General features: G+C 72.7%; 15 protein-coding genes. 7 read left to right on the top strand and 8 right to left on the bottom strand.

All coding sequences use genetic code 11. The features are described from left to right. Positions 1–61 precede the first annotated feature (61 nt). Positions 62–490 carry a hypothetical protein gene (locus tag ACQP2F_RS28530; RefSeq protein ID WP_433292638.1) on the top strand — a complete coding sequence of 143 codons (429 nt, stop codon included), beginning with the start codon at positions 62–64 and terminating at the stop codon, positions 488–490. Then, the gene (locus ACQP2F_RS28525) at positions 487–4,437 is read left to right on the top strand and encodes a hypothetical protein (RefSeq protein WP_433292636.1); all 3,951 of its coding nucleotides are present in this window, start codon (positions 487–489) and stop codon (positions 4,435–4,437) included. Before ACQP2F_RS28530 ends, ACQP2F_RS28525 begins: the two co-directional genes overlap by 4 nt. A 149-nt stretch (positions 4,438–4,586) precedes the next feature. Here ACQP2F_RS28525 and ACQP2F_RS28520 read toward each other — a convergent pair whose 3' ends face one another. Next, complete coding sequence (locus ACQP2F_RS28520) at positions 4,587–5,825, bottom strand: MFS transporter (RefSeq protein ID WP_433292634.1); 1,239 nt, start codon at positions 5,823–5,825, stop codon at positions 4,587–4,589. A 137-nt stretch (positions 5,826–5,962) separates the two neighbouring features. Between ACQP2F_RS28520 and ACQP2F_RS28515 the strand changes: the two genes are divergently transcribed. Then, positions 5,963–6,187: a hypothetical protein gene (locus ACQP2F_RS28515; protein WP_433292632.1), complete on the top strand. Its 225-nt coding sequence runs from the start codon at positions 5,963–5,965 to the stop codon at positions 6,185–6,187. A gap of 109 nt (positions 6,188–6,296) precedes the next feature. On the opposite strand, the gene ACQP2F_RS28510 is transcribed toward ACQP2F_RS28515, so the two are convergent. Together ACQP2F_RS28510 and ACQP2F_RS28505 are read right to left on the bottom strand one after the other, a co-directional pair. Next, the gene (locus tag ACQP2F_RS28510; protein ID WP_433292630.1) at positions 6,297–7,124 is read right to left on the bottom strand and encodes an NAD-dependent epimerase/dehydratase family protein; all 828 of its coding nucleotides are present in this window, start codon (positions 7,122–7,124) and stop codon (positions 6,297–6,299) included. A gap of 343 nt (positions 7,125–7,467) precedes the next feature. Then, entirely contained in the window at positions 7,468–8,178 is a 711-nt protein-coding gene (locus tag ACQP2F_RS28505; protein WP_433292629.1) for a hypothetical protein, read from the bottom strand. A gap of 163 nt (positions 8,179–8,341) precedes the next feature. Here ACQP2F_RS28505 and ACQP2F_RS28500 point away from each other — a divergent pair, with 163 nt between their 5' ends. Next, positions 8,342–9,463, top strand: coding sequence for a sensor histidine kinase (locus ACQP2F_RS28500; RefSeq protein ID WP_433292627.1), 1,122 nt, complete (start codon positions 8,342–8,344; stop codon positions 9,461–9,463). Further along, the gene (locus tag ACQP2F_RS28495; RefSeq protein WP_433292625.1) at positions 9,460–10,269 is read left to right on the top strand and encodes a response regulator; all 810 of its coding nucleotides are present in this window, start codon (positions 9,460–9,462) and stop codon (positions 10,267–10,269) included. The genes ACQP2F_RS28500 and ACQP2F_RS28495 overlap by 4 nt, the downstream gene beginning before the upstream one ends. Before the next feature lie 126 nt (positions 10,270–10,395). Here ACQP2F_RS28495 and ACQP2F_RS28490 read toward each other — a convergent pair whose 3' ends face one another. Next, on the bottom strand, positions 10,396–10,944 hold the full coding sequence (locus ACQP2F_RS28490) for a MarR family winged helix-turn-helix transcriptional regulator (protein ID WP_433292623.1): 549 nt from the start codon (positions 10,942–10,944) through the stop codon (positions 10,396–10,398). On the opposite strand from ACQP2F_RS28490, the gene ACQP2F_RS28485 reads away from it, so the two are divergent. Continuing rightward, positions 10,943–13,015 (top strand): MMPL family transporter, encoded by a 2,073-nt coding sequence (locus tag ACQP2F_RS28485; RefSeq protein ID WP_433292621.1) that lies wholly within the window; start codon positions 10,943–10,945, stop codon positions 13,013–13,015. The genes ACQP2F_RS28490 and ACQP2F_RS28485 overlap by 2 nt on opposite strands. 32 nt (positions 13,016–13,047) lie before the next feature. Here ACQP2F_RS28485 and ACQP2F_RS28480 read toward each other — a convergent pair whose 3' ends face one another. The 4 genes from ACQP2F_RS28480 to ACQP2F_RS28465 all read right to left on the bottom strand — a co-directional run bounded on the left by ACQP2F_RS28480 (position 13,048) and on the right by ACQP2F_RS28465 (position 19,327). Further along, positions 13,048–14,412 carry a hypothetical protein gene (locus tag ACQP2F_RS28480; protein ID WP_433292619.1) on the bottom strand — a complete coding sequence of 455 codons (1,365 nt, stop codon included), beginning with the start codon at positions 14,410–14,412 and terminating at the stop codon, positions 13,048–13,050. Positions 14,413–14,429: 17 nt separating this feature from the next. After that, positions 14,430–16,409: a S8 family peptidase gene (locus ACQP2F_RS28475; protein WP_433292617.1), complete on the bottom strand. Its 1,980-nt coding sequence runs from the start codon at positions 16,407–16,409 to the stop codon at positions 14,430–14,432. Positions 16,410–16,567: 158 nt separating this feature from the next. Then, entirely contained in the window at positions 16,568–18,001 is a 1,434-nt protein-coding gene (locus tag ACQP2F_RS28470; RefSeq protein WP_433292615.1) for an aldehyde dehydrogenase family protein, read from the bottom strand. An 87-nt stretch (positions 18,002–18,088) separates the two neighbouring features. Then, positions 18,089–19,327, bottom strand: coding sequence for an isocitrate lyase/PEP mutase family protein (locus ACQP2F_RS28465; protein WP_433292613.1), 1,239 nt, complete (start codon positions 19,325–19,327; stop codon positions 18,089–18,091). A gap of 120 nt (positions 19,328–19,447) precedes the next feature. Between ACQP2F_RS28465 and ACQP2F_RS28460 the strand changes: the two genes are divergently transcribed. After that, positions 19,448–20,410, top strand: coding sequence for a zinc-dependent alcohol dehydrogenase (locus tag ACQP2F_RS28460; protein ID WP_433292611.1), 963 nt, complete (start codon positions 19,448–19,450; stop codon positions 20,408–20,410). The last annotated feature ends 551 nt before the right edge of the window (positions 20,411–20,961 follow it).

The raw sequence follows: 20,961 nt of genomic DNA, 5'->3' as shown, positions 1-20,961 counted from the left end.
TCGGAGGAGTGATCGCGCTCGCACGGCTCTGTTACTACTACTGATAGCGCAGAGTATCGGGATGGTGGCTGTGATGGATTTTGGCGAGTTGTCGACGGCCGTGGTGCCGTTCGTGTCGGCAGCGGCCGCTGCCTACGGCGGTGCCGTGGTCCACAAAGCGACCGAGGCATCCGTCGACAGTGGCGCCGATGCCACCGTCGCTTGGGGACGGAGGCTCCTGGCCCGGCTGTTGCTCTCCGGCCGGGGTACACAGATCACCGAGGCGGTCGAGGAACTGGCCGAGGACCCGGCGGACGAAGCATCGCAAGCGGTGCTTCAGGCTCAGGTGCGGAAGGCGCTCACAGCCGACCCGGCCCTGGCCCGCGAGCTGGAGAGCATGCTGCGGCAGGCCGGCGGCGATCAGTACCACGTGCGAATCAGCCACAGCAGCGGCTTCCAGATCGGCTCGAACAACGTCCAGCACAACGTGACGAGGCCGCCCGCGGGATGAGCATCCATGACAGCCACGGCTTCCAAACGGGCGACAACAACGTGCAGATCAACTATTTCGGTGCCGGGGGTGTCGTCCTGCGGCCGGAAGCGCTGCTCGAACACGTCCGCGAGCTGGCGCCGGCCACCCTCGAGGACCGCGACGCCGAGCTGGCCGAGCTGCGCGCGTTCTGCTTCGGCGCCGAACCGTACGTGTGGTGGCAGGGAGAGCCGTGGTCGGGCAAGACAGCGCTGCTCGCGACCTTCGTGCTCAAGCCGCCGGCCGGCGTCGACATGCTGCACTTCTTCATCCGGGCGGGCCAGTCCTACTGGAACGACAGCACGGCGTTCGAGCTGACCCTGCACTCCCAGCTGACGACGTACCTCGAGACGACCGCTTCCGGTGTACGTGACCCTTCCCTTTTGCATCTGGAACGAGCCGAGCTGCTGCGCCGTGCACTGGATCAGGCGCAGGCGAACGGACGGCGGATGGTGCTGGTGGTCGACGGCATCGACGAGGATCAGAGCCGCAACCGAGCCAGCTTGCTGCCGAGCATCCTCACGTTGCTGCCGGCCGAGCCGCACCCGGCGCTGCGGGTGGTCTTGGCCGGCCGTCACCAGCTCGACCTGCCGGTCGACGTCATCGATCATCCGGCGCTGACCTGCCGGGTGCGCCGGCTAAGCGGCTCGGCGCGGGCGGCGCGGTTGTACCGGGAAGCGCGGCTGGAGCTCGACACGCTGCTGCGCAGCGACTCTCTTGCCCAGGACGTGCTGGGCTTTGCCGTCGCGTCCGAGGGCGGCATCAGCATCGACGAGGTTGCCGAGCTCACCGGGAATCCTGCCCACATCGTGCGTGAATCGGTGGTCAACGTCGGCGGTCGGACGCTCGTCGTCACACCGTACCCCGATGGCGGTGCCGGCTTCGTCTTCAGTCACGAGTCGCTGCGGGAGCAGGCCAGGGAGGCCCTGGGGGCCGCGATGATCGGCCGCTACCGTGCCGGGATCGACCGGTGGTCGGCGGACTACGGCGCCCGCCGGTGGCCGGCCGACACCCCGTTCTTCCTGCTCGCCCGCTACGGCAAGCTGCTGGCTGACAACGGCGAGACTGCCCCGCTGACCGCCTTGGCGCTCGACTCGGACCGGCATGCCCGGATGCGACGGCGCCTCGGCGGCGACGGACCGGCGCTGGCCGAGATCATCGCTGCCCAAGTTTGCTGGACCCGGGAGAGGGAACCCGATCTCGCTGCCGCCGCCCGGCTGGCAAAGCTGCGCTGGGAGCTGACCGCGCCCAACCTCCACATGCCGCCGTCGCTGCCGGCCGTGTGGACGTTGCTGGGGTCACCCGAGCGGGCCTTCGCCCTGGTCGGCGCCTTCGAGCCGAGCCCGCAGCGCACCGACCTGCAACAGTCGATCGTGTCTGCCTTGCTTCTCGTGCACCGCTTCGACGTTGCTTCCTTCATGGCCGTGCAGATCGAAGGCCCGGAGCGCGGGGCGGCCCTGCTGGCGGTGGCCCTCGACGCTCTCGGACAGGGCCACCCGGAGGAGGCCGACGAGGTCATCGGCTTCGCGCTCGACGAATGCGAGGACGGCATCGACGTGTTGTTGGGGTACGTCCGCGCGCGGGGGCTTACGTTCGCCCGCTCGATCCGGGATCCGGCACTTCGCGACGCCGCGCTGTTCGAGGTCGTCGGCGCCCTCGCGCAGGACGGCCGGACGGCCGAGGCCGAGGAGGCGATCACCGCCATCGCCGACGAGGGCAGTCGCGCCTTCGGCCGGATGGCCGTCGCCGACGCCGGCGGTCGCCCGCTGACGCTGCCGGACGAGCGGCTACTCCTCGCGCTCGCAGACGACGAGCCTCAGGTCAATGAGAACGTGTCGGCGACGCTGGCCCGCTGCTGTGCTCGGGCCGGGCGGTACGACGAGGCCGAAAGCATGCTCCTGCGCATGAACGACCCGGCGGCCGGCGCCCGGCCGCTCCTCGAGATCTACGTCGGCAACCGGGCGTACGACCGAGCGATAGAGCTGGGAACCCGGCTGGACCTGCTCGTGACGGTCTGCGACCTCCTGGCCGCCGCCGGCGAGACCACCACAGCCATCAACATCGCCATCGACCTGCCTCCGGTTGCCGCGGCGCGCACCCTTGCCATGATCGGGGCGAACAAGGTGGCCGAGGGCGATCACGGCGGTCGGGACTTGATCGAGCTGGCCGACAACCTCGCCGCCGAGGCCGGGCGGGAGGCGGCCGCCTCGATCGCCATCGCCGTGGCCCGCACGGGCGACCGCACGATAATCGAGCGCCGCCTCCGCCGGGTGCCGAAGGACCGGCTGATCGCGGTCGTTCACGCCATCGCCCGCGGCGGGTGGGAGGACGCCACCATGTATGCCATCGGTCTGCTCGACGACCCGGTGGAACAAGCCGAGGCCGCGCTCACCCTGGGCGAGACCGTCGTCGGTCAGGACCGGCCGCAGGCCGCCCGGCGGGCGGCCCGGTTCGCCGCGACCCGCCGTCTGACCGGAACCGAGTTCGACGTGGACGAGCCCGATTTCGACCCCGGTGAGGCCGACCCGTTCGACCTCCAGCAGGCGGGTGAGATTCTCGCCCGGGCGGCGAGAATCCTGGTCGTCGCCGGTGATCTGGACGAGGCCGCCCGGGTCGCGGCGATGGCCGAGATCTCGTCTCGCGCGACGATCGACTCCGACAGCGACGACGCGGACCTGGCTCTCGTCGCGGTCGCCCGCGCCGAGCTGGGCGAATTCGCGGAGGCGGAGAAGCCGGCCCGGCGGATCAGCGACGACAAGACTCGTGGCGAGGTCCTCGGGGATATCGCCCTCGTAGCCGCGCGCAAGGGCGACGAGCTGGCGGCGCGGCTCGCCGAGGAGCTGCAGGGCGATGCGTTGCAGCAGGTCATCCGTATCTTCGCCGGCGACCCCGGCACCCTGCCGCTGGCCACCAGAATGGCGGGCCGGGCAAAGGACCCCGACGAGCGCGCGGCAGCTCTGGCTTCGGTCGCCGAGGGCTACCGGAAGGCGGGCGACGAGGGCTTCGCCAACGAGCTGATTGACGCGGCGCTGGCCATACTTCCGCCGGCCGAGCATGTCCAGCTCGCCGAGACCGCGGCTGAGCTGGCCGCGGTGGCGGTCGCCATGCTACGGCTCCCGAAGGTTCCGCAGCTCGAGCAGCGGTTGCCGCTGCCCTGGCAGCGGGCCGTCTTCCACGCCGAGCTGGCCGCGCGCGCCATCGACAACGACGCGTTCGCTCCGGTAACCAGCGCCGGCCACGCCCGGACGGCCGGCGACATCGGCGCCTCGCTGACCCATCCGTGGGAGGCCTGCATGGTATACAGCCGGCTGATCACCGCGTGGGCCGCGATCGGCGATCCCACCATGGTCGCCCGGATGGTTGAGGCGGCGCTCCGCGCAGCACGGTCCGAAGGCGACGAATCCGCGTTCATGCTGGCCGAGCCGATCGTGCTCGGCATCGACGCCTACCTCCGGCTCGGCCTGCCCGACCGGGCCGACCGGCTTGTGGACGAGGACCCCGAACCGGCGCCCGGCATCCATGCCTACCTCGCCGAGCGGCTGGCCGAGTCCGGCCACCGCGACGCCGCACTGCGGGTCGCCGGCGCGATCGCCCTGGACGACCCGTCCCGCGTCCGATGGAACGTCCTGACGCGGGGTGCGTCCGACGATCGGGACGACGCGCTGGCCCGGGTCGTCGCGGTCATGGCCAAGGACGGTGGCCGCCCGGAGAACGCACTGGCGGTGGTCGACCGGATGACCAGCCCGTTGAGCAAGGCACAGGCCCTCTCCGACCTGGCGGTCGGCCTCGCCCACGGCAACCGGCCGATCCGCGCCCGGCAGATCCTGGCGGCCGCGTTCGCGCTGGGCGAGTGGGCGATCCCGCTGCACGGGCTGATCGAGGTGGCGCCCGACATCGCGCGAGCAGTGATCAGCGAGCCGGAGTCCTGAATCGCGTCATTCCGTCCTCGGGACGTGGTCTTCGGCCGTGACCTGGCCGCCCAAGGGATGGCCGCGATCGCTGGCAGCGCCGCACTGGGGTGTGTGGGTGGGGTGAGATTCCGGCCCCAATACGACAACTTCGGGCCGCTGTCCACCGGTCAGGGCCGGGAAAGCGCCCGGCGCCGGGCCGGCACGGCTGCGATCGCGGTGCCTACGCACAGGGCGGCGGCGCTGATCCCCAGCGACCAATGCATGCCGACCACCGCGCCGAAGAGGCCGACGGTTATGCCGCTGCCGAAACGCAGGCCGCTCGCCGCGACGCCGTAGACGCCGATCACCTTGCCGCGGTCGCCGGGCGGGGCCAGCAGCTGGACGACGGTCTGGCCCACCGACATCGCGGCCAGGTTGGCCACCCCACCGATCACCAGGAGGGCGACGGCCAAAACGTAGTTGTCGGCGATCGCGAAGAGGAGGGTGCTCACCCCGTACGCGAAAGTGCTGATGATCGCCGCACCCACCGTGGGCGGAATCCACCCAGTCGCCTCCAGGACCAGGCCGCCCAGCACGCCGCCGGCGCCGTTCGCGAAGAGCAGGATGCCGTACGCCGTGCCCGCGCTGCCGGCGCCGAGGTCCGACGCGAAGATGGGCATCGCCGACTGCAGTGACGCGCCGATGAAGAACGAGCCCAGCCCGCCCAAGATAATCATGCTGATCAGGGTGTGGTTCGTGCGGATGTCGCGCAGGACGCGCAGCGACCCCAGCACGCCGACCCGCTCGTGCCGGACCGGGACACCCCCGTCGCGGGTGTGGCCGGTGAACCGGGTGCGGAACAGGAAGATCGTCAGCGGCAGGTAGAACAGGACGTTCACGAAGATGCCGGCGGTCGCGCCCAGCCCGAGCAGCAGCGCCGAGCCGACGACCGGGCCGAAGAGCACGCCGAGACTCCGGAAGGTCGCATTCAGCCGTACGGCGCTGGGAAGCTCGTGGTCGCCGACGAAGTCGTGGAGCATGAGCTGCTCACCCGGCCCCCACAACGAGCCGGCCATCCCGTGCACGACCAGCAGCACGCAGGCCTCCCAGACGCGCAGCGTGCCGGTCACGAACAGCACGCCCCACAGCACCGAGACCAACATGAACAGTCCCTGCGCGGCCTGGATCACGCGACGGCAGTCGAAGCGGTCGGCCAGTCCACCGAAATACACCGAGAACAGCAGAAACGGCACCCAGTGGCTGATCACCTGGAATCCGGCGAGGGCGGGGGAGTGGAACTTCTGCCAGAGGACCCAGTACGTGATGACGTGCTCGATGTTGTCGGCCATCATCGCCAGGGCGGCCCCGAACAGGTAGGGACGACAGTCGGGGTTGCGTAGAGCGGCAAAGCGCCGTGGCGTTGACATGCGCTTACTCGATCAAACGCCACCCCGGCCGCGGTCACTAGGGCGGCCGAATGTGGCTCACCGGACGTTTCGGCCCCTCCGCCACGGGCAAGGTCGACATTCGTCCGACCTGAAACATCCGGGAAAGGAACGTACGCATGCCGACCTCCGTAAATCTCGACGCTCTCCTCGACAAGGCGTACGAGTCGAAGCCGCTGACCGAGCTCGCCGACGCCCCGGTCTCGGCGCTGTCCGGCGTAAGCGACGCCGACGCCGAGGCCCTGCAGAAGGCCTTCAACATCAAAACGATCGGTGACCTGGCCGGGAACAAGTACGTGCGGGCCGCCCAGGCCATCGCCGAGCTGGGGCGTATCGCCAAGTAGCCCGGTAGCGGGCCGCCCGAGACCCGCAACCGTGGCCGGGGCAGGTGCGTTCGTCGCGCCCGCCCCGGCCGTTTCGGCTGGTTGGGGCTCGAGAAGCCGCAGCGCTCGGTCAGAGCTCGCGGAACCCCGTCCGCCACGAGGCGTGGCGCGGCGTCCAGCCGAGGTCCTCGCGGGCGTGCCGGTTGCTCGCGCCGCGCGCCCAGGGTGCCCGGCCGTCCACCGCGGGCGGGACCGGCGCTCCGACGGCCTCGCAGAACGCCGGCACCCACTCGTGAGCCGGGGCCGGCTCGTCGTCGCAGACGTTGACGGCGCCGGTCGGCCAGCTCAGGGACGCGACCGCGGCCGCGGCGGCGTCCTCGACGTGCACGAAGCTCGCGACGTCACCGTTGTTGACCAGGCTTCCGGGCTGCGCCATCAGGCCGTCGCGGGCGTACCAGGTGCCGGGACCGTAGAACAGCCCGTACCGCAGCAGCACCCACTCGGGCGCCTGACGGACCGCCTCCTCGAGGGCGGCCACGCCCTCGACGCTGGCCAGCCGCGGCTGCGCGGCACCCCGGTCGAGACCGGTCTCCTCGGTCGCCGGGACGTCACCCGGCTCGTAGGCGAAGGCGATGCTCTGCGCGATGACCCGGGAGGCGCCCGCGGCCATGGCGGCGTGCACCAGGTTCGGCGTCACGACCTTGCGGAACTCGCCGTTGGCCGCGGGCGTGCTGCCGGCCGACAGGTTCGTCAGCTGGTGCATGACCACCTCGGGCTCGGCCGCCCGGACGACGGCCGTCAACCCGTCCCGGTCGTAGAGGTCGGCCACCACCACGGTGGCCCCCGGAACCGTGCGCTCGCCGCGAACGAGAACCGTGACCTCATGGCCTTGGGCGAGGAGCGCGGGAACCAGAACCCGGCCGATGGCGCCGGTCCCCCCGGCCAGAACGATGCGCATGCGCCCCACCATGTCACGCCACCCCGCTCCTGACCGCGGCGGGCCTCCCGCTGGTCGCTGTGTCGCGCGCGTGCCCATCGCCGTGTCGCTTGCGTGGGCATCGCCGTGTCGCCCGCGTGCGCATCGCCACGTCGCCCGCCTGCGCATCGCCGTGTCGCGCGCGTGTGCATCGTCGCGTCGCCCGCGTGCGCATCGCCACGTCGCCCGCCTGCGCATCGCCGTGTCGCGCGTGCGCACCGCCACGTCGCCCGCCTGCGCGTCGCATGTCGCGGCCGCTGCGCGGCGCGGTGATGCGGCTTCCGTCGCGGTTACCAGTCATCGGTCGACGGTCATCGGTCATCGGTCATTGGTCATCGGTCGTCGGTCGTCGGTCGTCGCGAAGCCAACGCCAGGCCAGGGCGCCGATCCACAGTTCGTATCCGAGCGTGCCCAGCGCCAGCAGCGGGAAGAAGGCGCCGGACAGCAGGGTCGCGCTGCCGGCCAGGCTGAGCACGAGCACGACCACGGCCGCGCGGACCAGCCAGCGTGCGTTGCCCTCGGCGCGTAGGGCCAGGGCGATCGAGCCGACGAAGAAGACCCGGGCGAAGACGGAGAACGCCAATCCGTAGGGTGCGGCCGCGTCGAACCCGGCGAGGATGCGCACGTCGGCCCCGGCCACGGCGGTGTCCAGCGCGATGTCGTGCAACACGCCGGTCAACGGCCAGATCAACGCCAGCAAGGTGCCCGAGGCGAGGGCGACCGCGGCAAGCGTACCGGTGCCGTCGGCCTTTTTGAGTCTCACGTGGACCGCGCCCAGGAAGCCCAGCAAGAGGGTGCCGGCGGCCATGAAGACGAAGTTGCCGAGGCGGAAGGCGCCGACCGCGTCGAGAGCGCCCTGCCCGCGGACGATGGCCGGGTCGGACGGCGAACCCTCGCGGGGCAGGACGAAGATCGCCATCGCGACCATGACGAGCAGATGGCAGATGGTGAAGACGAGCCCGAATCGGGTGCTGAGCCGGACCAGGTCGCCGGCGTGGCTCGCCGCCGGGCGGTGGGTCGTGGTGAGGGTGGTCATCGATCGTCCTTTCGCGTTCGGTGTGCCGGCCCAGAAAGTTACGGAGCCGGGCGGGTTCGCACATCGACCCACGGTCGGTCCCGTTCTCGTACCGTGGGCCGAGGAAAACGCTCAGCCCTTGGGCTGACGACAGCTCGACCTTCGGCCGCCTACTCTCGCGGTCATGAGCACCTGGGCGGAACGACTGCGGGTCACGAGGACGGATGCGATCCTCGCGGCCGTGCTGACCGTGGCCGGGCTCGTCCAGACACAGTTCTTCCCGGTCGCGCAGCCGGGCGTGGCCGAGCTCTCCATCGTCGGCTCCACCTTGCCGCTCGCGTGGCGCCGCCGGTTCCCGATCGAGGCCGCCGCCGTGTCGAGCGCCTTCTGGCTCATCCCGCTCGCGGGCTATCCCGTGCTCGGGTTCGTGGCGGTGCTTCTGCAGTACTACGCGGTCGGTCTCTACGGCGCCCCGCGCGCGGCGGTCTGGCTGGTCACGACGTGGGGCTGTCTTACCGGAGTGCTCGGCACGTTCCTCGGGCCCGAGCAGCCGGTCGCCGCGATCGGCGGGGTCCTGGTCGTGGTGGCGCCGGTGGTGGCCGGGCAGATCGTGGCCCATCAACGACGACAGACTCAAGCGCTACTGCGGCTGGCGGCCGAGCTCGAGGAGGAGAAACGCAAGGTGCTCGAGGCCGCGGTGAGCGGGGAGCGGGCCCGCATCGCGCAGGAGCTGCACGACGTGCTGGGCCATGAGCTGACGCTGATCGCCGTGCAGGCCGAGGCCGCCTCCGCGGCGCTGCGGCTGGCGCCCGACCGCGCGGCCGTCCCGGTCGAGGCGATCCGCGAGACGGCCCACCGCACGCTCCGGTCGATCCGCTCCACACTCGACGTAGTCGCGCCGCCGAGCGACCCCACCGACGCGACGCCGGCCGGCCTGACCGATCTGGCCCGGCGCGCCCGCGACGCGGGAATCGCCACCGAGCTGGAGCTGACCGGCACGCCATGGCCGGGACAGACGCCGATCTGGCTGGCCGTACACCGGATCGTGCGCGAGTGCCTCACGAATGCGGGTCGCCACGCGCCCGGCCGCCCGGTGTCGGTGTGCGTGCATTGGGCACCGGATTCGGTCACCGTGACCTCGGCCAACGCCACCGACGCGCGTGGTCAGCCGGCCGCGAGCCGCGGCCTTTCCGGCATGCGGCATCGCGCGGAGTTCCTGGGCGGGACCTTCGCCGCGGCGGTCGCGGACGGCATTTTCCGGGTACGCGTGACGCTGCCGGCCGTGGTCGCGGGAGGTGGCTCGTGACGCGCGTGCTGGTGGTCGACGACCAGGCGATGGTGCGCCAGGGTTTGCGGCTGATCCTGGAGCTGGCCGGGTTCGAGGTGGTCGGCGAGGCGGCCGACGGCGAGGAAGCGGTTGCGGCGGCCGGCGAGCATCGGCCCGACGTGGTCCTGATGGATCTGCACATGCCGGTGATGGACGGCGTCGAGGCGACCCGCCGCATCGTCGCGGGCCGGAGCGCGGGCGCGGGCGGGAGCGGTACTGGCGGAAGCGGTGCGGGCGGGGGCGGTGCGGGCGGTGCGGGCGGGGGCGGTGCGGGTGCTGGCGGTGCGGGTGCTGGCGGTGCGGGTGCCGGCGGTGCGGGCGCGGGCGGTGCGGCGGCTGGTGGTGCGGGGGCGGTCCGGGTGCTGGCGCTGACCACGTTCGACGCGGATCAGCTTGTGGTGGATGCGCTGCGTGCCGGTGCGGCCGGGTTCCTGCTCAAGGACGTGACGTCGGCGGGGCTGGCCGATGCGATTCGGCGGGCGGTTGCGGGGGAGCCGGTGGTGGCGCCGTCGGTGCTGGCGCGGCTCATGGGGCATTTTGCGGCCGATCCGCCGCGAGGGGCGGTGGCGGCGCCGGCCCTGGCCGATCTGAGTGAGCGGGAGCGGGAGGTGCTGGCCCGCATCGGCGCCGGGCTGTCGAATGCCGAGATCGCCGCCGAGTTGGTGATCAGTATGGCCACGGTGAAGACGCACGTGCGGCACATCTTGGCCAAGCTCGATCTGCGGGACCGGGCACAGGCGATCGTCGTCGCGCACGACTCCGGGCTGCGTCAAGCACCGCCCTGACCGTCCGCGCGAAGGGGGTGGTCGGGCGCCTCCCGGCCCGGCGGCTCGGCGATGGGTGTCTTGAGCGCCGGGATGCGTGTCTTGAACGGCGCGGAATGCGTGTCACAAGCGCCGGGGATGGGTGTCTTAAAGGGTGGGCTCGGGGGAACGCGACGCCGCGGTGACGGCGATGGTCAGGCGGCGGACGATTTCGGCCGTGCGGGCCAGTTCCTCGGGGGTGAACTCGGCGGCGGCGTCGTTCATGCGCAGGCCCAGCGGCACGAAGAAGGCCGTGGCCACCCGTAACGCCGTCTCCTGCATGGCCACCGTCACGCGGCGGCGGTCGTTCGGGTCCCGGGTGCGGCTCACGTGACCGACCGCCTCCAGGCGGTCGACCAGGGCGGTCGCGGCCGCGGGCGAGAGGCGCAGGCGGTGTGCCAGCTCGCCCACGGTGATCGGGTCCCCGGCGGTGGTGCCGCGGGCGATCCACATGATGGCGTACAGATCGCTGCGTCCAAGGCCGTGGGCCCGGGCGAAGACATCCACGAAGACATCGCTCTCGACGGTGAAGCGGCGGAGCGCGTCGATCAGGTCGTCCATCGCGGCGTCGCGGTCGGGTTGCGTCGGCACGATGGTCATTCTATCGTTTCCATTACCTAAAGATTCGACGATCGAAACATGGGGCTGGTCGATCATGAGTAGGCGGTCCGTCAACTGGCTCACCACCCGGCTCGGTGTGGTGGTGGTCCTGCTGACCACGGTGGTCCTCTCGGGGCTGGTGTTCGCGTTCTCGCCGGAGCAACCCGCGGCCGAGCCGGCCGACGGCCTGCCCGACGGCGCCCAGTCGACGCGCGTGACCGAGCTCGGCGACCGGTTCCCGAGCGGCCGGGCGGCGAGCGCCGTCGTCGTGGTCGAGCGGCGTGACGCGGCGCTGACCGGGGACGACCGCGCGGCGATCGCCGCGGTGAGCGACAAGCTCAAGCTGACGGGCAGCGTGTCCGAACCCGTGTCGTCCGAGGACGGGCAGGCCGCGCTTCTCGTCGTACGGCTGAAGGATGGTCTCGACGACGAAGCGCAGAACGCCGCCGTGGATCAGATCCGCGCGGATCTCAAGGCCGCGGGGCTGCCCGCCGGGCTGGTGGCGCAGGTGACCGGCGGCGCCGCGGTGAGCCGGGACATCTCGGCCGCGTTCGAGGGCGCCGACGTCACGCTGCTGCTCGCCACGGCACTGGTCGTCGCCGTGTTGCTGCTGATCACGTACCGGAGCCCGATTCTCTGGATCGTCCCCCTCGCGGTGATCGGGCTCGCCGACCAGGTCGTCGCCAAGCTGCTGCCGTGGGTCGCGCGGCTGGTCGGCGAGCGCACCGACGCGGCGGTGGCGGGGATCGTGAGCGTGCTCGTCTTCGGCGCGGGCACCGACTACGCGCTGCTTCTGATCTCGCGTTACCGGGAGGAGCTGCGGCGCACCGAGTCCCGGCGCGAGGCGATGACGCGGGCCTGGCGGGGTGCGGCGCCGGCGATCACGGCGAGCGCGGGCACGGTGGTGCTGGCGCTGCTCACGCTGCTGGCGGCGGTGCTGACGTCCAACCGTACGCTCGGGGTCTCCGCCGCGGTCGGCGTCCTGGTCGCCCTGGTCTTCGGGCTGTTCGTGCTGCCCGTGGCCCTGGTGGCGCTGCCCCGCGGCGTGTTCTGGCCGCGCGTGCCGCACGTGGGCAGCCCCGACCCGACCGAGACCGGATGGTGGTCGCGGATCGCCCGCGCAGTGGGACGGCGGCCGGCGGCCGTGCTCGCCGTCGGGCTCGGGATCCTGGCCGTCTTCGCGGCGGGGCTGCTCAAGATCGATGTGGGGCTGGACCAGTCGCAGCAGTTCCGCACCAAGGTCGAGTCGATCGTCGCGCAGGAGGCGCTGGCGAGGCACTTCCCGGCCGGCGCCGCGCAACCGGTCGCTGTCATTGTGAACAGCGATAAATCGGGCGGGGCGGCGGCGGACATCCGGCAGACCGCGGGGGTGGCAGCGGTCCTCCCGCCGGAGCAGTCCATCGACGGCCGACTGACACAGCTGAGCGTCCAGTTGACCAGCGCTCCCGGCACCCCGGAGGCGGACCGGACCATCGACCGCCTCCGCGACATCCCCGGCACCCTGGTCGGCGGCCCCCCGGCCAGCGACTACGACCAACGCGAGGCGAACCTCCGCGACGACCGCGTGATCGTCCCCCTGGTACTGGTCGTCGTGCTGATCGTCCTGGTCGTCCTGCTCCGCTCGATCACCGCCCCGGTCCTGCTGCTGGTGACCGTCGTGGCCAGCTTCGCGGCCAGCCTCGGCGCGGCGACCGTCCTGCTGCGCGCCGCCGGCATGCCCGCCCTCGACGCGAGCGTGCCCCTGCTCAGCTTCCTGTTCCTGGTGGCGCTCGGCGTCGACTACAACATCTTCCTGGTCACCCGGGCCCGGGACGAGGCCAGGGAGCGCGGCAGCACCCGCGACGGCACCCTGCGGGCCCTCGCCGCGACCGGCGGCGTCATCACCTCGGCCGGCATCCTGCTGGCGGCCGTCTTCGCGGTGCTCGGCGTGCTGCCGGTCATCGTGCTGACCCAGATCGGCGTGGTCGTCGGCGTCGGCGTTCTCATCGACACCCTGCTCGTACGGACGGTGGTCGTCCCCGCCCTCGCGCTGCTGCTCGGCGAGCAGTTCTGGTGGCCGTCGCGCCCGGTGCCGGCGCACCGGAAGGCGGAGATCACCGCGCCGAAGGAGCCACATCCGGCGCGATGAGCTAAACCGGCCCGGCCGAAGCCGGCCCGGCCTCACGTCCGGCTGGCGGCCAGCACGATCCCGGTCACCTCCGGGTGCACGATGTCGCTGTGCGCGCCGCTCGGCGCCCCGCCCCGGCTCACCACGGCGCTGCAGTCGACGTTGAGGATGTGGTCCCGGCTGAAGTGGTAGGACGAGCCGGCCGCCTGGACGGCGTCCAGCACCGCGTCGCCGTTCTGCGCCCCGTCGTGCCCGATCGCGCCCCACCGGTAGAGCTTGTCGTGCCCGGCCGACGCGGCGTCCCCGGCGGCCAGCGACGCCAGCGGGTAGAACGTGCCGAGCGCGTGGTCGTGCACCGAGAAGCACGAGACGATCGGCCCGTCGACGCGCTGCTGACGCCCGGCGAGGGCGCCACCGCGACCGGCGTCGAACGGCAGCGGCCGGGCGAAGACGAAGTGCGAGAACGCGCCCTCGACCAGCGTCACCGACTTGACCGGCGAGGGCTGCATCGACGCCGGCAACCCGTCCAGCGCGTACGACACGAGCCGCGCCCCGAAGCTGTGCCCGATCAGGTGGATGCGCAGCCCGGGCGCGCGCGTGGCGAGCCCGCCGAGCAGTGGTCCGAGGCCGTTGCGCCCGACCACCCCGGCCCGGTTCTTCATCTGCCAGTAGGTGGCGCCGCGCAGCGCCTCCTTGGCGCCGTTCCAGATGCCGCGGAATGCGTCGCCAATGCCGGCCTGCCCGTCGCCGTCGCCCGGTATCGGCACCCCGATCTGGGTCAGCGCGTCCCGGTAGCGCTCGTAGAGAGCGGTCGGGTCGTCGTCCTGCAGCATCCGCGGCTCGGCCGGCGGCGTGGCGCCGTCGTGCTCGCCGTCGTCGTCCGGCGTGCCGGCCCGGGCCGCGAACTCCTTGAGGCAGTCGAAGAACTCGGACCGGGCCTCGTCGGTGGGCGGCCCGTCGAGCAGCGCCTTGGCCCGCTCGAGCACGTCCTTGGCCTCGGGGAACTGCTCGAGCAGCCCGGCCAGGGTCTGGTCGTCGACGGTCGGCGGCACCGGCTCCATCGGAGTCTGCGGCACGGCCGCCGCCGCGCCACCGGCCACGCCCAGCATGGGCGGCGCCGGGTCGAAGTTGGGGATCGGCTCGTCCGACCACAGCAGCGACGGCCAGTAGACGCCGGCCAGCCCCGGCTTGCCGGTCGGCGCGGCGATCAGCTGGCCGGCGAGCAGCCCGAGGAAACCGTCGTAGAGCCGGCGCGCGGTGCTCCGCGAGTTGTTCCAGCCGTGCGAGAACACGTACAGGTCGGTGATGCCCTGCGCCGGCAGTTCGGCGAAGAGCGCGTCGCGGCCCGCCGGATCCGGGTCGCCGTCGGAGTCGAAGACGAGGTCCCAGAAGGGCAGCCCGCCGATGGAGTCGGTCATGTCGAATGCTCCCGTCGTCAAACGCTTTGGAGGGCCCGCATCAGATCGAGCAGACCGGCCCCCTGGAACTCGCGGCGCCGGCCGAGGTCGGTGGCCGAGTCGCGGAGGAGGTGCTTGACCTTCTCCGGCTGCCCCAGGAACTCGCGCCGCACCGACAGCAGCGCGGCCGCGGCGCCGGAGACGTGCGGTGCGGCCATGCTGGTGCCGGAGTCCTCGACGTAGACGGCGGTGTCGGCCGGCTTGTCGCCGCTGCCCACCACCGCCACGAGGTTCGCCCCGGCCGCGCACGAGGTGATCCGCTCGCCCGGCGCCACCAGGTCGGGCTTCTCCCGGCCGTCGCCGGTCGGCCCCTTGGAGGAGAAGTAGGAGACGCCGTAGAGGTGCGGCGCCGAGCGGTGGGTGGAGCCGACGGTGATGGCCAGCTGCGCGTTGCCCGGGTCGTTGACGGTCATCGCGAACCCGAACTTGTCCGTGGCGTCCATCTTGACGTTCAGCGTCCCGAAGCCGGAGTTGCCGGCCGCGACCACCACGACCACGCCCGAGCGCACCGTGCGGTCGATCTCCTGGCACAGCGGGCTGCCGCCGCATGCGAACCACTCCGGGTAGAACTCGTACCCGAGGCTGATGTTGACGCCGTGGATGCGCATGCCGTCGACCCCGTCGCCGTTCGTCTCGCGCACGTAGGCGAGGGCCTGGATGACCCGGTTGACGCGGTCGGTCAGCGTGCCCCCGCCGCCGAGGGCCTTGAGGCTGACCAGCCGGGCGCGGGGGGCCATCCCGGCCAGGCGTACGTCATCCGGAAAGTCGCGGGGCATCCGCAGCGGCGTGTCCGGGTTCGCCGCGTTGTACCGGCTCTCGGTCGCGTACACCTTGCGCTGACCCGGCTTCTCCCGCAGCCACGGCTCGATGTCGCCGGCGATGATCCCGGCCACGTGGGTGCCGTGCCCGGTCTGGTCGTCGAGCGCACCGTCCGGCGTGGGGTCGCCGGCCGGCGGGAAATAGCGGTGGAGATCTCGGACCGACGGATCATTCAGGGTCCCGTACGCCGAGAAATGTGGATGATCGGCATCGATGCCCGAGTCGATGACCGCCCAGACGATGCCGCGCCCGTCCGCCTCGAAGGAGTTCCGCGCGGCGTCCGCCTTGATCGTCACGCACGAGGCGTCGATGTGCGGCCGGACCGGGAAGTCCGGCCAGATGTGATGGATGCTGCGGGACGGCCAGCGCACCGGCACCGCGTCCGCGGCCACCAGCCGTTTCATCTGGCTCATGGTGAGCTCCCCGGCCACGTAGCGGCCCGCGATGAGACGCGGAGGCGCCGCGTCGGTGGCGCGCTGCCACAGCTCGCCGAGCCGCGTGACCGCGCCGGCCGGGCCGGAGGAGTACCGCAGGTTGAGCTCGACCATGACCGGGATCGGCTCGTCCTCGGCGTCGCTGAAGCCGAATCCGCGGCGCGCGTCGGGGTCGCGCAGGGGAGCGGAGATGACGCCGGCCACGACCGGGATGCCGTCGCCGTGCCCACCGGGTTCGTTCCCGCCGGGCTGATCCACGCCGGGCTGATCCGCGTCGGGCTGGTCCGCGTCGGGCTGGTCCGCGTCGGGCTGGTCCGCGCCGGCCTCACCCGCGCCGGGCAGGTCTCCGCCGGGCCGGTCTCCGCCGGGCCGGTCTCCGCCGGGCCGGAGGCCGGCGGCGGTCCGCGGGCCGGGCTCGGGTGACGGGCCGGCCAAGGCCGCGAGGGCGTCGCGCCCGGCTCGGGTCAGCGCCAAGCGGTCGGGCTCGATCAACGACGCCGCGCGCAGCTCCTCGACCGCGTCGAGCACGAAGCCCTGCCACTGTGGGCGGGTGGCGAGGCCGACGTAGTCGCGGTCGGCCGGGTCGAACCGGTCGGCGAACCGCAGGGCGACCTCTTCGGCCAGGGTGTCGGGGCCGGTCCCGCCGGGCAGGCCGCCGAGGGCGGTCAGCACGCGGTCCAGCCAGGTCGTCTCCGAAGTGGCCACGGTGCCACCCTCACTGCCACGGGCGGGTCCCGGCCGGGCCCGTCGCGATCGGCCCAGGATCGCGCCGCTCCGCGGTCCGCGCAGTCGGATCAGGGACGCCCGGACCGTACGGGCGACGCGGGTTCCACCGCCCGTATGAGCAGGAGTGCTCGGCGCGGCTAACCCGGGGGCGTATGGATGACGCAGTTCCGGACGTAGGCAGTGAGGCACCGGGTGTGCCGCACCCCGGTCTGCCCGTGGCAGTTCACGAAGACGACACCGGCCTCGAAGCGGCGCGCGAAGCTCATCGCCCGCTCCCGGTCGGCGCTCCACACCGTGACCACCGGTCCGGCGTCCCCGTTGGTCGCCGCGGCCGGCACCGCCTCCTCGTCGCGGTAGCCGAGCACCGGCACGACCGGGGCGAACCGCTCCGCGCTCACCACCGGGTCGCGCGGGTCGGGCTCGACGACCAGGCACGGCCGCACGAAGTAGCCGGTCTCCGGGTCGGCGTCGAAGCGGCCCAGATCCCGGCAGTCGTCGCCGCGCATCAGCTCGGCCGCCTTCTGCGCGGCGGCCGAGATCACCGGGCCCATCGTCACGCCGTCGGCGAGCGGGTCGCCGGTGACCAGCACGCGAGCGGCGGCCGCCTCGTACGCCTCGACGAAGTCCTTCAGCCGGGTTGCCGGCACGAAGAGGCGCCTGGCCGCCATCCGGACCTGACCACCGGTGGCGAAGGTCGCCCTCACCAGGCGGTCCATGGCGGGGTCGTCGAAGGGCGCGTCGTCGAGGAAGACGGCCGAGTCGCTGCCGCCGAGCCACCCGGCCGCTTCGTCGCCGCCGAGCCAGCCGGCCGCATGGGTGCCGCCGAGCCATCCGGCCGCTCCGTCGCCGCCGAGCCATCCGGCCGCTCCGTCACCGCCGAGCCAGCCGCGCGATTCGTCACCGCCGAGCCACTCCGCCGGGACGAGCCGCCCGCCGGCCACCGCCGCCACCGCTCGCCCGCCGGATGCGCCGCCGGTGAACGCGACCCTGCGCACCAGCTCGTGGCCGGCCAGCGCCGCGCCCGTCTCGGCGCCGCCGTGCACGATCCGCAGCGGGCCGCCGATCAGCCGCACGATCCGGTCGAGCGTCAGCGGGGCGAGCGGGGACGGTTTGAGCACGACCGCGTTGCCGGCCGCGAGGGCCGGGGCGATCTTGATCATGGCGAGAAGCACCGGTGCGTTTCCGGGGACGATGGCGGCGATCACCCCGTACGGCCGGCGCTGCCGGACGATGTTCCCCCACCCGTCGTGGATCTCCTCGTCGGCGAAGGCCGCGGGTGCGGTGGCGACCACCCAGCGCAAGTGGCGGACGGCATGGCCGATCTCGGCGCGGCAGTCGCCGAGCACCTGACCGGTCTCCCGCGCGAGCAGTACCGACAGGTCGGCGAGCGCGTCCTCGATCGCCTCGGCCGCCCTCGTGAGCAGGGCCAGCCGCTCGTCCAGCGCCGTCGCCCGCCACCGCCGGAACTCGGCGTCGGCCGCCCAGACCACCGCGTCCACCTCGTTCGGGGACGTCTCGGCCACCGACCCGACGATCTCCGCGACCCGGGCCGGATTCTCCCGCCGGATCACGCCGCCACCCGCATCTCGTCGCGCACGCGGTACGAGTACCGAATGTCCGCGGCGATCAAACCCGGCAACCGATCGTCGTCGGCCGCCTCACGTGTGAAGCCGGTCGTAGGTGTCGCGTCCGTCCACGATGGCCGTTCCTCGCGGCCCTCCCTGACGTGCGCCTGTCTCGCGCCGCACGCCTCCCTCCTGACGTGCGTCGCTCTCCTGGCGGGCGACTCTTTCCGGCGTCGTGCCCGGCGTGTGCGGATGCGCGCCCGGCGACGGCGGCGGGCCGGCGGCGGGCCGCTGGTCGGGCGGCGTGTACCGGTCGCCCGGCGTGTAGCGTGCCTCGAACTCCCGGGCCGCCTGCTCCGGGATCAGCGCGGTGAACGCCGCCCACGGGAGGCGGTCGACCGGTTCGGCGCTGCCGGTGTCGGCGATCTGCCGATAGACCTGCGAGGCGGCGCGCAGGGCGGCGAGCAGCGCGGCCATCGGGTGCAGCACGAGCCGTACGCCCGCGGCCGCCAGGTCGTCGTCGCCGGCACCCGCCGCTCTGCTCACCGCCGCTTTGCTTGCGGTCGCTCTGCTTACGCCGGCGCTGCTTGCGGTCGCTCTGCTTACACCGGCGGTGCTTGCGGTCGCTCTGCTTACACCGGCGCTGCTTGCCGCCGCTGTGCTTACACCGGCGCTGCTTGCCGCGGCTCTGCTCACCGCGCCGCTTGCCGTCTCGGCCTCCGATCGGCTGATCACGATGGGCACGCCCGGGAGCGCGTCGTGCAGCCGGGCGAGCTCGTCGAGGTCCTCCACGCCGCCGGGAAACACCGCATCCGCCCCGGCCGCGGCGTAGGCCTCGCAGCGCTCGATCACGCCGGCCAGGCCATGCCGAGCGTAGGCATCGGTGCGGGCGATCACCACGAGCTCCGGGACCTCGCGGGCCAGGGCGGCGATCTTCTCCGCGGCGAGGTCGACGCCGATCACCTCGGCGCCGTGCTCCCCGGGCTCGGCCCGGTCACCGATGTGCAGGCCGGACACTCCCGCGCGTACGTAGGCGTACCCGGTCCAGACCGCGTTCCTCGGATCGCCGTACCCGGTGTCCACGTCGGCGATCAGCGGCACGTCGCCCAGCGCCGCGGACAGGGTCGCGGCCCGGTCGGCGATCTGGGTGGCGCGCACGATGCCGAGGTCGGGACGGCCCAGCATGAGCGCCGAGACCCCCGTCCCGGACAGATGGACGGCCCGGTGCCCCGCCGCCACCGCGAGCGCGGCCGTCACCGGGTCGTAGACGCCGGGGGCGTGGGTCACCTGGCCGGCCGCGAGCAATGCCCGCAGCTCTTCCGCTCCGGTCATGGTGACCCTCCTTCATGGTCGTCGGGCTCGGCAGCCGTCGGGCTGTGCTGGCGATTGTGCCGTTGCCGCCGGTCCGCCGCCCGGCTCGGGGTGTCCTTTTCCGCTGTTATCGTTCACCGCATGCGTGTTGCCCGCCTCTACGGCGCCGGGGATGTCCGGGTCTCGGATGAGGACGACCCGGTTCCCGGCGCGGGGGAGACCCTCGTCGAGGTGACAAGCGTCGGCCTGTGCGGCTCGGACCTGCACTGGTTCACCGAGGGCGCGATCGGCGACGCGGTGCTGTCACGGCCGCTGGTCCTGGGCCACGAGATGGGCGGCGTGATCCGCGGCGGCGACCGCGACGGTACCCGGGTGGCGATCGATCCCGCGATCCCGTGCGGCCACTGCGAGCCTTGCCTCGACGGCGACCCGAACCTCTGCCTGGCCATCGTCTTCGCCGGCCACGGCGCCTGCGACGGGGGCCTGCGGCAGCTGATGGCCTGGCCGAGCCACCGCTTGCACCCGATCCCCGCCGCGATCTCCGACGACGAGGTCGCGCTGCTGGAGCCGCTCGGGGTGGCCCTGCACGCGTACGACCTGGCGCACCCCCGCCTGGCACAGACGGTCGCCGTCGTCGGCTGCGGCCCGATCGGCCTGACGCTGATCCAGCTGGCCCGCCTGGCCGGCGCGACGAGGGTGCTGGCCGCCGACCCGCTGCCGCACCGGATGGAGGCCGCGCTGAAGCTGGGCGCCGCCCCGCTGAAGGGCGAGGCCGACCTGGTCTTCGAGGTCTCCGGCAGCGCGGACGCGGTGGAGGCCGCCCTGACGGCCGCAAAGCCCGGCGCCCGAGTGCTCCTGGTCGGCATCCCCGACGGCGACCAGACCACCTTCCGCGCGTCGATCGCCCGCCGCAAGGGCCTGACGCTGGTGATGTCCCGCCGGATGGGCGAGGTCTATCCCCGAGCGATCGACCTGGTGGCTAATCGCCTGGTCGACTTGTCATCGCTGGTGTCGGCCGCCTACCCGCTGACCGACATCACCGCGGCGATGGCAACGGCCGCGGCGCGCGAAGGACTCAAGGTTGTGGTTCACCCTCAGGGGTGACCTGCCGAGCGCCGCCTGGTTGCACCCCTGCACCTGCAGGCCCGCCGCGCCGGGTCCGCGGCCCTTCCGCTTCCGCCGTGCTGGCCGCTCTGCCGTGCTAGCCGTTCTGCCGTGCTGGCCGCTCTGCCGCTTTGGCCACTCTGCCGCGTTGGCCGCTCTGCCGCGTCGGCCACTCTGCCGCGTTGGCCGCTCTGCTGCGCCGGCCGCTCTGCTGCGCCGACACAGCGCACCGCCGCGCCGCCGTCTTGGTTCCCCACCCCGGCACTGGGTGGGGTCGAGTTAAGCAGTCGGCTCTGACACTTTCCGCCGGCTGTCCACAACGGCGCCCACCGTCTCGTCGCTGACCGGTCGTCGGCTCACCGGTCGTCGGCTCACCGGTCGTCGGCCACCGCCCGCGGATCCAAGCCCGCCAGCCCACCGCCCGCGGATCCAAGCCCGCCAGCTCACCGCCCGCCACCCGCGGATCCAAGCGCGCCGGCTCACCGTCCGGGGACCCGAGCTCGCGGACTCGAGCTCGCGGACCCCACCCCCGGACCTGAGCCCGCGGACCC

Origin of the sequence: Actinoplanes sp. CA-030573 (assembly GCF_050951115.1) — a bacterium.
GTDB lineage: Bacteria > Actinomycetota > Actinomycetes > Mycobacteriales > Micromonosporaceae > Actinoplanes.
This window is presented reverse-complemented; position numbering and strand designations above follow the sequence as displayed.

Excerpts from the sequence above, each read along its gene's own strand:
- ACQP2F_RS28530 (WP_433292638.1), top strand. The coding sequence starts at position 62 with ATGGTGGCTGTGATGGATTTTGGCGAGTTGTCGACGGCCGTGGTGCCG.
- ACQP2F_RS28525 (WP_433292636.1), top strand. The coding sequence starts at position 487 with ATGAGCATCCATGACAGCCACGGCTTCCAAACGGGCGACAACAACGTG.
- ACQP2F_RS28520 (WP_433292634.1), bottom strand. The coding sequence starts at position 5,825 with ATGTCAACGCCACGGCGCTTTGCCGCTCTACGCAACCCCGACTGTCGT.
- ACQP2F_RS28515 (WP_433292632.1), top strand. The coding sequence starts at position 5,963 with ATGCCGACCTCCGTAAATCTCGACGCTCTCCTCGACAAGGCGTACGAG.
- ACQP2F_RS28510 (WP_433292630.1), bottom strand. The coding sequence starts at position 7,124 with ATGCGCATCGTTCTGGCCGGGGGGACCGGCGCCATCGGCCGGGTTCTG.
- ACQP2F_RS28505 (WP_433292629.1), bottom strand. The coding sequence starts at position 8,178 with ATGACCACCCTCACCACGACCCACCGCCCGGCGGCGAGCCACGCCGGC.
- ACQP2F_RS28500 (WP_433292627.1), top strand. The coding sequence starts at position 8,342 with ATGAGCACCTGGGCGGAACGACTGCGGGTCACGAGGACGGATGCGATC.
- ACQP2F_RS28485 (WP_433292621.1), top strand. The coding sequence starts at position 10,943 with ATGAGTAGGCGGTCCGTCAACTGGCTCACCACCCGGCTCGGTGTGGTG.
- ACQP2F_RS28490 (WP_433292623.1), bottom strand. The coding sequence starts at position 10,944 with ATGATCGACCAGCCCCATGTTTCGATCGTCGAATCTTTAGGTAATGGA.
- ACQP2F_RS28480 (WP_433292619.1), bottom strand. The coding sequence starts at position 14,412 with ATGACCGACTCCATCGGCGGGCTGCCCTTCTGGGACCTCGTCTTCGAC.
- ACQP2F_RS28465 (WP_433292613.1), bottom strand. The coding sequence starts at position 19,327 with ATGACCGGAGCGGAAGAGCTGCGGGCATTGCTCGCGGCCGGCCAGGTG.
- ACQP2F_RS28460 (WP_433292611.1), top strand. The coding sequence starts at position 19,448 with ATGCGTGTTGCCCGCCTCTACGGCGCCGGGGATGTCCGGGTCTCGGAT.